At 52.8% G+C, this 12,329-nt stretch carries 9 protein-coding genes; 2 read left to right on the forward strand and 7 right to left on the reverse strand.

Features of this window, described 5'->3' with window-relative positions; genetic code table 11:
* The first annotated feature begins 442 nt into the window (after positions 1-442).
* Entirely contained in the window at positions 443-1,387 is a 945-nt protein-coding gene (locus tag CHN51_RS09285; RefSeq protein WP_159645595.1) for a LysR family transcriptional regulator, read from the forward strand.
* Between the two features lie 21 nt (positions 1,388-1,408).
* Here the strand turns inward: CHN51_RS09285 and CHN51_RS09290 are convergent, their stop codons facing one another.
* Positions 1,409-1,780 (reverse strand): DUF983 domain-containing protein, encoded by a 372-nt coding sequence (locus CHN51_RS09290; RefSeq protein WP_159645592.1) that lies wholly within the window; start codon positions 1,778-1,780, stop codon positions 1,409-1,411.
* Positions 1,781-2,124: 344 nt separating this feature from the next.
* Between CHN51_RS09290 and CHN51_RS09295 the strand changes: the two genes are divergently transcribed.
* A complete protein-coding gene (locus tag CHN51_RS09295) occupies positions 2,125-3,054 on the forward strand; it encodes a DMT family transporter (RefSeq protein ID WP_201295655.1) in 930 nt (309 codons plus the stop codon).
* Between the two features lie 620 nt (positions 3,055-3,674).
* Here CHN51_RS09295 and CHN51_RS09300 read toward each other — a convergent pair.
* The 6 genes from CHN51_RS09300 to CHN51_RS09325 form a co-directional block, all read right to left on the reverse strand.
* Positions 3,675-5,021 carry an APC family permease gene (locus tag CHN51_RS09300; RefSeq protein WP_236553978.1) on the reverse strand — a complete coding sequence of 449 codons (1,347 nt, stop codon included), beginning with the start codon at positions 5,019-5,021 and terminating at the stop codon, positions 3,675-3,677.
* A 17-nt stretch (positions 5,022-5,038) separates the two neighbouring features.
* Positions 5,039-5,386: a hypothetical protein gene (locus CHN51_RS09305; RefSeq protein WP_100093767.1), complete on the reverse strand. Its 348-nt coding sequence runs from the start codon at positions 5,384-5,386 to the stop codon at positions 5,039-5,041.
* Positions 5,383-5,844 (reverse strand): hypothetical protein, encoded by a 462-nt coding sequence (locus tag CHN51_RS09310; protein WP_100093768.1) that lies wholly within the window; start codon positions 5,842-5,844, stop codon positions 5,383-5,385. The genes CHN51_RS09305 and CHN51_RS09310 overlap by 4 nt, the downstream gene beginning before the upstream one ends.
* A gap of 82 nt (positions 5,845-5,926) precedes the next feature.
* Complete coding sequence (locus CHN51_RS09315; protein ID WP_100093769.1) at positions 5,927-9,055, reverse strand: efflux RND transporter permease subunit; 3,129 nt, start codon at positions 9,053-9,055, stop codon at positions 5,927-5,929.
* Complete coding sequence (locus tag CHN51_RS09320) at positions 9,052-10,542, reverse strand: efflux RND transporter periplasmic adaptor subunit (protein ID WP_100093770.1); 1,491 nt, start codon at positions 10,540-10,542, stop codon at positions 9,052-9,054. Before CHN51_RS09320 ends, CHN51_RS09315 begins: the two co-directional genes overlap by 4 nt.
* Entirely contained in the window at positions 10,539-11,768 is a 1,230-nt protein-coding gene (locus tag CHN51_RS09325; protein ID WP_240616931.1) for a TolC family protein, read from the reverse strand. The genes CHN51_RS09320 and CHN51_RS09325 overlap by 4 nt, the downstream gene beginning before the upstream one ends.
* Positions 11,769-12,329: the final 561 nt, after the last annotated feature.

Below are 12,329 nucleotides of genomic sequence, written 5' to 3' on the forward strand. Positions count from 1 at the left end.
CAGTGAATGGTGCTCTTGGTGTCGGCATGGTATACTGACCGATTGTTGCCATTAATTCCCGGACGCGTTGAGTTCAGGCGATGGTAGCTTCTAGGAACGAGCGTCGACCTTGGGAATGACGTCATTTGGGCGCATTTCGCTCCGTCTGTAGTTGGGCCGATTGCGGACTGTCCGGTTCTGGATAGCCAGCCCAACTAGCGGACATTAAACGCGGAGCGATTGTAATGTCAGCTTCCGCCGCAATCCCGGCCACTCCTGAGGTGTTTGCGTCCGCTCGAAAGTGGACGCGATCTTCGTGCGTTCAAAGTGAGAAAAGTCCAAGACCCGCTACGATTTCATCCTTAGTCTGCTCGCTGATCTCCCGGCCCCGCTAGCCCAAACTTGATTGTTGACTTAATATCATCAAACGTAAACATGCTATTGTATGGATTCCATTGGAGAAATGTCGGTTTTCGCTGAGGTCGTGCTAACAGGAAGCTTCGTTGGCGCAGCGCGGCGGTTTGGACTTACCGCTTCTGGTGTAAGCAGAAAGATTAGCCGATTTGAGGAACGGCTTGGTGTCCGATTGTTTAACCGGACAACGAGAGCCTTGTCTCTAACTGAGGCCGGTGAGGCATTGTTCGAGCGCTGTGAGGGGATACTCCAATCTATCGATGACGCTGAGAGCGCAGTCCGCGACTTAAGTGGCAATCCAAGAGGAATATTGCGGGTCGCTGCATCCGATGCATTCTCAATGCACGTTATTGTCCCGTTCTTGAAAACCTTTTCTCAAAACTTTCCAGACCTTTCCATTACCCTGATGCAGGCTGATGGTGGGATTAATTTACTCGGCGAACGAATTGATGTCGCTATTCTTTTTGCGAAGCCTGACGAAAATTCATTCATTATCCGCAAGCTTATCGATGATCCTTGGGTCGTCTGCGCGTCTCCTGACTACCTAGAGCAACATGGCACGCCAGCTTTGCCCAGCGAGCTGTCTGAGCATCGCTGCCTAACCATACACGCAAGAGGCACCACAAATGACCAATGGAAATTTGGAACTGATGGCAAAATTGAGACGATATTTATCGAGAGCAATTTTTCAGGAATAGGCCTCACAGTTAAGAAAGCGGCATTGCAAGGAATGGGCGTCGCGCGTTTGGCGCATTTCCTGGTTAGCGATGATTTAGCCGCAGGACGGCTCAAGCCGCTGCTCATGAACAATGTCATTCAGGACGACCGTGCTATATTTGCTGTCTATCCAAACCGCCAACATTTACCTTCGAAATCACGGGTTTTTATCGATGGATTGTCGAACTATATCGAAAAAACATTGATTGTGCCTGCTCCCACAATGAAAACCGATGATACTAAATTGTGTCCGCAACCCGATAGCGCGACAAAATAAGCTTGTCGTAAAACCCGTCCGTCAGCTTGCTACAGATCCTTCACCCGAATTATGTTCAATCTGTAAATTCAGCAATATTGCCTTAACTGGTGGAAGAAGAAGTAAGCAAACTATGACCCCTGTTAAAATACCGATTATGAATGCGATTGCTTTGGCGATCCAGCTATCGAATGACAGGATTGCAACAAGGATTAACGGTGTGATCACAATCATTGTAAAGAAACCAACGAAAAAAGCTGGGCCGTCGGCGGTATCGGCAACTGTTAAATCTAATCCGCAGTTTGGGCAGCTATCGTAGAATTTTAGATAGGATCTGAATAAGCTTCCTTTTTCACATGCCCCGCACTTGAGCCTAATTCCTGATTTGATAAGCTCGCTAGTCTCATGTTGCATGCTTGTATCCTTATGAAATAACATATTTGCTGACGCCCCGTCATCGATCTGAGCATATTTGTAGGTCGCGGGATATCTCCAGCCGGTGGTAATATAGAGATGGAATTGGCCTGCACCTATATTGCAAGCAGCATGACATTAGTGACAAATAGTCATTAATATCCTGTCCAATAGCTTATGCCGCTACACTGGCCATCGAGCCCATAACTGGATAACAGATGAATCATTAGTGGGCATAGACTGTGATTGGATCAGGAAGCTTAGCCATCGAGAAACAGGCGGAAATCGGCCAATTGGCAATCGTCGATCCTGTCATCAAATCGAAATATTAAATTGGGCAAACTGTGACCATCAAAAACGTAAGCGATCATAATGAAAACTTGTTTGGTAGCATTTGGATGGTCGTTGGCATGGCCATTTTTGCGATAGAGGATGCATTTGTCAAAGCGGCGGCTGTTACACTACCGGTCGGTCAGATTCTCATCATGTTTGGCTTAGGCGGGGCGTTCATATTTGCCTGTGTGATCAAGCTCAACGATGATCCTCTCTTTGTCCGGGAAGTCGTTTCACGCTCTATGCTCGTCCGCGTTTTCTTTGAGGTCGTCGGGCGATTGTTCTACGTGCTAGCCATTGCTTTGATCCCACTGTCGGCCGCTACCGTGATCCTTCAGGCAACGCCGCTTGTTGTCGTGGCAGGGGCGGCATTGATCTTTGGTGAAAAGGTAGGATGGCGAAGATGGACGGCAATCATCCTTGGATTGATCGGGATCGTGATTATCGTCCAGCCAGGGACCGATAGCTTTTCCATGCTTTCAATTTTGGCTGTCGTGGGAATGATAGGGTTCGCGGGTCGCGATTTGGCTAGCCGCGCCGCGCCGGCATCGCTGAGCACGTGGATTCTCGGATTATACGGGTTTTTGTCGATCATTCTTGCCGGGGTTTTGGTGTCCGTTTGGCAAGCGACTTTATATGTCCAGCCTAACTTCGAAATGTCTCTCTATATATTGGGGGCAGTCCTCGCGGGCGTTTGTGCTTATTCGTGTCTGATGAAAGCAATGCGAACGGGTGAGGTCTCAGCCGTTACCCCGTTCAGATATACGCGGCTCCTTTTTGGTATTGCCCTTGGCATTGCGCTCTTTGGTGAACAGTTAAGCCATTCAATGATGGTTGGATCAGCATTGATTGTGATTTCGGGTCTGTTCATTCTCTGGCGAGGAAAACACGCTAAAAAATATGAAATTGATATCAACGGGCAACGAATTTCAGACCAATAACAAAAGGTGCCTAGGCCCGTTAGTATTTGGCGCAAACAGTCACCTTCGACCGATAAAGGAGCATCTGCCTTCACGCATTGTGGCTCTTAAAACAGACAGTCCGCTTTCCACCCAGAAGCGGACATCTCCATTATAGAAAAAACCCCGACGACCGGGGAGGTCGACGGGGCGTTGGAACGGCGGGTCGCGAATGTCGTTCCATCGTTGATACTAGCGCGCAGGCATCTGGTTGAATTGTATAAAATGGACTCGCGGGTCACCACCCAGTTATTGCCATTATGGTGCGACTGCATCGACTTCAGGCAATGACAGCTTCCAGGAACCAGCGTCAGCCTTCGGAATGACGACAATTGGGCGCGAAGCGGACATAAAGCCGGGCAGCTGCGAATGTCTCCAAAAAGGGGCGTTTGCCGACCAGCCGCTTTTATGTTCCATCCAATCAATTCTAATGACCGAAACTGGTGCGGAAGCTGACATTGCAATCGCTCTGCGTTTTTGTCCGCTAGTCGGACCAGCTGCACAGAACCGGACCGTCGGCAATCGGCCCAATCGCAGACGATCTGAAATGCGCCCAAGAACAGACCATTACTCAAAAATTGATTTTGACCAAAAGCCGACATTCAATTGCCATGCCCTCCATGCGTGTTGGCGTCGGTTAAACTTCGCTTGTTTGACAAATAATATTTCTCGAACCCGACGATGATAACGATGCCGACAAATGCGATGACTATAATCCACGGATCACTGTTGGCTTTCATCATCAGGAAAGCGCCGAGCACAACGACATCGAAAAATATCGCGCTCAGCAATACCCATCCTTGGGCTCCTACATCCTTACGTAAATATCTGAACACACCCCAGTGGATGACGATGTCCATCACCAGATAGAAAATCGCGCCAAGCGATGCGATACGGCCCAGATCAAAAAATGCGGCCAGCAAGCCTGCTGCTATGACGGTATAAACCAATGTATGCGTCTGAATGCCGCCAGGCATGCCAAAGTGACGGTGCGGAATAAGCTCCATATCGGTCAGCATCGCAAGCATGCGGGAGACCGCAAACACACTGGCAAGAAGTCCCGATGCCGTTGCAATAATGGCAATGGCAACGGTAAACCAAACACCATAGTCACCAAAGGCCGGGCGGGCCGCTTCAGCGAGCGCATAGTCCTTCGCCGCGGCAATTTCATCAATGCCAAGCGTCGAGCCGACCGCAAAGGCCACCGCCATATAGACGAGCAGACAGATCGCCAGCGAGATCATGATCGCACGACCTACGTTCTTTTCAGGATGGACAACTTCTCCGCCGCTGTTGGTAATTGTCGTAAAGCCCTTGAACGCAAGAATGGCGAGGGCAATCCCGGCGATAAATCCGGTCGGAGAGGCCGCGCTTTCTGGCGCACTTTGCGCAGATTCAAAGGTGAAACCAGCGGCCCAAAGTATCGCGAGAGAGAATATCAATATGCCGCCGATTTTGAGTATTGCAGTGACCGATGAAATCGACCCGATAATCTTGTTGCTTGCGATATTGACGAGAAAGGCAAAAATGATCAGGCCGATAGCGAGTATCGGCACCAAGATGGAATCGCGGCCAACGTCGAAGAGTTGCAATGTGTAAGTCCCGAACGTCCGGGCAACGAGGCTTTCATTGATGATCATCGAGAAGGCCATCATTAGCGCAGCGGCTCCCGTCACTGTCGCGGGTCCATAGGCCTTTTGCAGGATCATGGCGATGCCGCCAGCGGAAGGATATTTATTGGACACCTTGATATAGGTATAAGCGCTAAATCCGCTGATCACGGCGGCAATAAGGAAAGCCAGCGGGAATAATGGGCCGGATAATTCCGCAACCTGCCCGGTCAGAGCAAATATCCCCGCACCGATCATAACACCGGTGCCCATTGCCACTGTTCCCGCCAATGTCAGGCTGCCCGCTTTGTAGGACGAGGTTTTTTTACCGGTTTTCACAGCGCTCCCGTGGTCGTTCATCGCCATTCACTTCTAAATCGCGCTGCCCGGTCCGCAAAGCGGTTCATATGCGATACCGCTTCCGTTGTCAGAGGATGTTGTGTCGCATCCTCCCTGGGTGAAATAAGTTCTGCCAATGCACGAACTTTTTCATGGGTTTTATCTGGGCTTTCCGAAAGCAGAGCCAACACGATATTCTCCAGTGCAATAACGCGAACTCTAAGCTGGACGAGTTCGGCGTTACCTATGTGCGGATATTCCGATGTCCGGTTATCCTCTTCGGTTTGTGCGCCACCTTCATTGTCCCAGCGGGAAAGCGCACGATAAGGGTCCCGATATAGCTCGGCGTCTTTTTTATCAGTCATGGATCTTTCCTGTCTACTTGGGGCTGCCTTCTCGCGAACCAGAGTGTGATCGAAGGTATAACGATCCACATCACAATAGGGATCAGGCCGACATCTACAAACGGTATGACCGGCATAAGGTCGCTATAGCGCCAACCCCAATCCCAGTCGCGCGGCACCTTCGTCGCGAATATTTCGATGACTAGCGTGATTGTCAGACCCGTTCCCAAATAGACCCCCAACATCCAGATCTTTGGATCGAACATCCAGTATCTATTTCGTTTGAGCAAAGAGACGAGCGAATAGGCGACGAGCAGGATCCCGGCATCGCCGAAACTTGCTTGCGTGCAGCCCAATGTCCTCTCCCAATAGGTTGCCTGTCCGACATCAAAAAAGGGCATCTGCAGAAACTCCCAGATGAAGGAGGTCATAAAGCCGAAAATCGCGACGTGCACTTCAGGTTGCTTGTCAAAGTTCATGATACGACAACTCCGGTTTTGAATAGCGAAACAGGACCCGCTGCGGTCGGGAAACTGTGCAATGTAGGAAGTTGGGTCAAAATCATTTCAGCTTTTCCGCCTCGCGTCTGCGAAGCAGATAATATGCTGCGGGCACAACAAATAGCGAAAGCAAAGGCGCGCTCAGCATGCCGCCGACCATCGGAGCGGCAATCCGGCGCATCACTTCCGACCCGGCGCCTTCGCCGATGAGGATCGGGAAAAGGCCTGCCAAGATCACCGCTACGGTCATCGCCTTTGGCCGTATTCGCAGCAATGCGCCTTCACGCACTGCCTGTTTCACCTGCTCTGCGTCCGGCTTTTCGCCGCGCGCTTCCAGTGCCTGTTTCAGATAGATCAGCATCACCACGCCAAACTCTGCTGACACGCCGGCAAGCGCGATAAAACCAACCGCAGTTGCAATCGACTGGTTGAGGCCCATCGCATAGAGCAGCCATAATCCGCCGGTGAATGCGAATGGCAATGTTGCCATGATCAGCAACGCTTCATCAAAACGGCGGAAGGTCAGATAGAGCAGAAAGAAGATGATCGCCAAAGTGGCGGGCACGACCACCATCAGCCGATTGGTTGCGCGTTGCAGATACTCGAACTGCCCGGTATAAGCCACGCTAACACCCGGTGGCAGATCAACCTCCTTGCCAATGGCCGCTTGCAAATCTGCAACCACCGACACCAGATCGCGTCCCCTGGTATCGACGTATATCCAGGTTGATGGCCGCCCATTTTCACTGCGCAGCATCGGCGGACCGGAACTGATGTCAATGTCGGCGACCGTGCCCAAGGTAATCTGCTGCAAGGATGGCGTGAGAACCGGAAGATTTCGCAGGTTTTCCAGGCTATCACGTATCTCCCGCGGATAGCGGACGCTTATCGGATAGCGGGCGAGCCCTTCGACGGTTTCGCCAACATTCTTGCCCCCGATTGCGCTCGATACGACAGACTGGACATCGGAAATATTGAGTCCGTAACGGGCGGCAGCCGCGCGGTCGATATCAATGTCGATATAGCTTCCGCCGGTCAGTCTTTCCGCCAGGGCCGAACTGACACCTTCAACCTTTTTGGCAGCAGCCTCGATTTTCTGGGCGACCTTGTCAATTGCATCGAGATTATCACCCGACACCTTGATCCCGATCGGGCTTTTAATTCCCGTCGAGAGCATTTCGATACGGTTGCGGATCGGCGGAATCCAGAAATTGGCCAGTCCGGGAACCCTGACCGCTTTGTCGAGCTCCTCAATCAGCTTGTCCGACGTCATGCCCGCGCGCCATTCTTCCTTCGGCTTGAAATGGATGGTCGTCTCGAACATGGTTAGCGGAGCAGGATCAGTTGCTGTATCGGCGCGCCCAGCCTTACCGAACACTGTTTCCACTTCAGGCACCGATTTTATCAATCGGTTGGTCTGTTGAAGCAGTTCTGAGGCTTTCGCCGGAGATAGCCCCGGCAGGGCATTGGGCATGTAAAGCAAATCGCCTTCATCCATTTGCGGCATGAACTCGCCGCCAAGCTGGCTGATCGGCCAAGCGCTGGTAGCAAAGATGAGCAGCGCGATCACGAGCAGTTTTTTCGGGCTTTTGAGCGACCAGTCGAGTGCTGGCCTATAGATTTTCATGAGGAAGCGACTGATCGGATTTTTCTCTTCGGACGGTATTTTTCCGCGAATGAAATAGCCCATCAAAACCGGTATCAAGGTGATCGAGAGAATGGCAGCCCCCGCCATCGCGTAGGTTTTTGTGAATGCCAGTGGGGAGAATAGCCGTCCTTCTTGCCCTTCCAGGGTAAAGATCGGCAGGAATGAAAAGGTGATGATGAGCAGGCTGAGGAAAAGCGCCGGGCCAACTTCAACCGCTGCATCGACGATCAGCTGCCATCGCTTTTCGCCCGGCATTTCGGCGTCCGGGTTGTCATTCTGCCATTTTTCAAGATGCTTGTGCGCATTCTCAATCATGACAATGGCGGCATCGACCATCGCGCCAATGGCAATGGCAATTCCGCCAAGCGACATGATATTAGCGTTAATCCCCTGAAAGCGCATGACCAGAAATGCGATCAATATACCAAGCGGTAGGGTTAGAATAGCCACGAGCGCAGAGCGCGCGTGCCAAAGGAACAATGCGCACACAATTGCAACGACGATAAATTCTTCGAGCAATTTCGTGGTGAGATTATCGACCGCCTTGTCGATCAGTTCGGAACGGTCATAGGTCGTCACAACCTCGACTCCGGGCGGCAGGCTCTGCTTGAGCGTCGCAAGCTTCGCTTTCACCCCGGCAATAGTCTCGCGGGCGTTTTTACCGGAGCGCAAGATGATGACGCCGCCAGCCACTTCGCCTTCACCGTTCAGTTCTGCTATCCCGCGTCTGATTTCGGGGCCTATTTGAATCCGCGCAATATCACCCAAGGTGACGGGAATACCGCCGCGCGCGGTTTTTAAGGGAATGGCCCGGAAATCATTTAGATTTTCCAGATAGCCGTTGGCCCTCACGATATATTCGCGTTCGGCCAGTTCCACGATCGAACCGCCGACTTCCTGATTTGCGTTCTGGATCGCCTTGATCACGCTGTCTTGGTCAATCCCCAGAGACACCATCCGGTCAGGATCAAGCACAACCTGATATTGTTTCACCATACCGCCAATGGACGCGACTTCCGCAACGCCGGGAATGGTCTGCAATTCATAGCGGAGGAACCAGTCCTGCAACGAGCGAAGCTGGGACAGGTCATTGCGCCCGGTTCGGTCGACAAGGGCATATTCATAGATCCAGCCGACACCGGTTGCGTCTGGCCCCAGCGTCGGGACAACGCCGGTCGGCAGATCGGCTTGAACCTGATTGAGATATTCCAGAACCCGCGAACGTGCCCAATAGAGATCGGTGCTGTCATCAAACAGCACATAGACATAGCTGTCTCCATTGAATGAATAGCCGCGCACCGCGCGTGACCCCGGAACCGACAGCATTGTGGTTGTGATGGGATAGGTAACCTGATTTTCGACGATCTGCGGAGCCTGTCCGGGATAGGGGGTGCGAATAATGACCTGCACATCGGAAAGGTCCGGCAGGGCATCGACCGGCATGGTTCTGACGGCCCAGATACCCGACGCCAGCAATGCCGCCATTATGAGCAGGACAAATATGCGCGCATTTACGCTGAGCCGTATGACCTTTTCGATCATTGGTTGGCCTCTGCGCGGCTAATGCTGGTGATGGTTGATCCGGTTTCCATTTGCATGAAGCGGAAGGTCACGCGGTCGCCTTTTTTAAAGCCGCGCAACAAACCCGGTTTGGCGAGTTTGAAGTCCATCGTCATGGCTGGCCATTTGAGGGCAGGCACGGGTTCGTGCGACAAGGTGACCGCGCCGCTTGTGATCGCTTCAATTCTGCCGGATGTTTGATAGCCGGACATTTTCTTGGGCGCGCTTTTCTGCTCACCCTCAATCGGACGCACTTTGATCCCTGAAAGGCTCGCTTCTGAATCGACCAGAAACTGGCCAGAAACAATTACTTTTTCACCTGGTAATAGGCCGGCCAATATTTCCGTCTGTCCGCCGCCTTCGCGGCCTATTTTGACCTCTGCCGGGCGATAGCGACCCTTGCCATTCGCTAGCATTACCAAGTTGCGCGTTCCGGTTGCGATAATCGCTTCGGTGGGGACCAGAATAGCAGGACTGCCCGTGTCACCCATATCTACGGTAGCGAACATGCCGGGACGAAGTCGTCCGCCTTTATTGGCTAGTTCGATCCGTCCGGTGAGCGTTCTGCTGCCGCTTTCGACGGAAGGCAAAATCGCAATGACTTTGCCCGCAAACTCCATATCGGGGAAGCTTTGCAGTTCAGCAACGGCGCGCTGCCCTACCCGTATTTCCGAGGCCCTTGCTTCGGGAATGGCAACATTCAGCCATACGGTATTCAGTCCGTTAATCTGTGCCAGCGGCTGGCCTTCAGCCAAGGTCATACCTTCTCTTACGCTCAGGCTTTCGATCACCCCGCCGATGGGCGCGGACACCGTGTAAACGCTTTGCTGCCTTCCACTTCGCTCTACCCGGCGGATCAGATCGTCTGGCATGCCCAGCAGCCGCATCCGTTCCTTTGCCGCTGTGGCAAAGTGGTCATTGCCGCTTCGTGCTAGCGCAAGATATTCTGCCTGTGCGCCGCCCCAGTCGGGCACCAATATGTCAGCCAAGGGAGCTCCAGCGGGCACAATGTCGCTGGGAGCACGGCGATAGGTGCGCTGGACAAATCCGCCCGACCTGGCCTGAACAATGGCGATATCGCGTTCGTTAAACTCGATTGTTCCCGTTACACGGAGCTTGGACTCAATTTTTCCAACCAACGCCTCAGCGGTGCGGATACCCAGATTTTGCGCAATATCCGGAGAAATGGTGATCCCCGGCTCGCTGGCATTCCCATCACTGGCTTCGCCAGCATATTTGGGAACAAGCTGCATATCCATGAACGGAGACTTGCCCGGTGCGTCAAATTTTTGCTGGGGAAACATCGGATCATAATAATAGAGGATATCCCCGTCGCCCTGCGTAGTCGCGGTTTTACTGCTATCGCCCGCCCCGCCAGTGCCGAGCCAATATCCGCCACCGCCCGCGGCCAGAACCGTAGCAAGAACAAGCACGCGCCATTTATTGTCTTGGATGGATGTCAGCGTCATGGCTGGTTCCTCTCATAAGTATATTTGATGCGAACTGTGTCGCGAACCAACGTGGCTTCCCGGTCGAGCAGATCGATTTCCGCCTCTGCGAAGGTCACGGCTGCATTGAGCGCCGTGTCCAGATCAACGCGGCCGGCGCCGTAGCTAACCCGTTCCAGTTCAGCCTGTTTTTTGGCCAAGGGTAAAAGTGTGTTTTTGGACCGTTCCCAGTTTTCCCGGTAAGACCGGTTTGCAGCGAGATCGCTGGAGAGCTCTGCGTGCAATTGCCTTTCCAGATCATTGGCTTCCAGCCGGGCTGCGCTGGCTTCCAAAATTCGCGCGTCGATGATCGGGTTTTGCCGCTTTTTTGCAAATAACGGTAGATCGATCGTTACACCAACCGAGACATATTCGCCATATTCCGGCCGGCGATGCACATAAGAGGCATTCACACTGAAGTCGGGTCGCTTGTTCGCCCGCGCCAGTTCCACGTCGGCGTCGGCCCGTTCGACTTTCGCATCCTGAATGTCCAGAATGGGTAGCTCCTTGATCGTGCTGACAAGAGCATCCCGGTCAATGGTGAATTCAGGGAGCGTCCCTTCGGTTTCGGGGCTTTCGACGCCGGTCCACCGAGCGAGCATTGCCCGTGCCTTTTCAATATCAGCGGCACGCAGCGAGCGCCGGTCAGCTAGTTTCGCGATCAGCCGTTCCGGCTCGAACGCTTGAGCTGGACGTGTGGTCCCTGATTCAAGGCGCGCGCCAACCGTTGCCGACACTTCATTGAGGCTTTGCTGCAAAACTTCCAGTATTTGGAGCCGCCGCTGGGCGTAATAGAGATCGATCCAGGAAAGCGCAGAATAAAGCTGCACATCCTGAACCAAAGTTTCCTTATTGGCTCTAGCCACTGTTATGTCCGCCATCGCCTGACCTGCCCGGGCGCGTCTTTTTGCGCCATTGGGAATATCCTGGCTGATACCGATCCTTTGCCTGGGAAATCCGTCACGACCCGGCCGCGGAGAAATCTCGAATGGGCCAGCAATTCTCCGATCCATTATGTCGACGCTGAGTTTCGGATCTGGAAGTTGATCGGCCGCAATCGCGGCGCTCTGCGCCGCTTCAACAACGAGCGACCGGGCCTCTATTGCTGGCGTCGCTGTCTCTGCCAGTTCGACCGCTTCTGCGAACGTGAGTGGTTCGGCTTGAAGGGAAAAGACGGGGACATATAGCGCTAAGGCCGGCAATGCCAACAATGGGCGCCGGGATCTTGCCTGGCGGGTTTTCGGTCGATATTTCATTATGCTTGCTCACTAAAATAGTAGGGCGAACATGCCGTCATCGGTGGCGGCAATTTTTAACCTTGGAGGTTAGATGTTCGAAAGTTTGCGGGCTTGCTTCTCGCCGGTATGCCAGAGCAATTTCACAGAAATCGGACAGAGATCGCAAGAATATCGTCACCCTAAAAAAGGCGGTATTCGCGATCTGCGTTCAAGCAATAATGGGAGGCTTTATCTCGGGAATGCTATGCATGCCAGTTGGGTTTCCAAACAGACGGCGCGTGTGGGACATAGCTTTAACGGCGATTGTTTCGGCGAAAGCTGGGCTAGCTAGAAAAGTCGTAGTTGTCTGAGAACATTGCAGCATCGCCGCGCAATCTGACCCACAACAATCCTTGGATTCATTGCCGTTTGTGGACGTTTCATTCATACCCGGTTCGCTGCAATGGGACATTTCCACACTACCAGCATCGCTTTTCGCTAGGGATAGGCAGGACATCGGACTGGCGATTCCCTGTCCAGCTAAGGCAAGTC

This window comes from Sphingorhabdus sp. YGSMI21, from assembly GCF_002776575.1.
Lineage (GTDB): Bacteria > Pseudomonadota > Alphaproteobacteria > Sphingomonadales > Sphingomonadaceae > Parasphingorhabdus.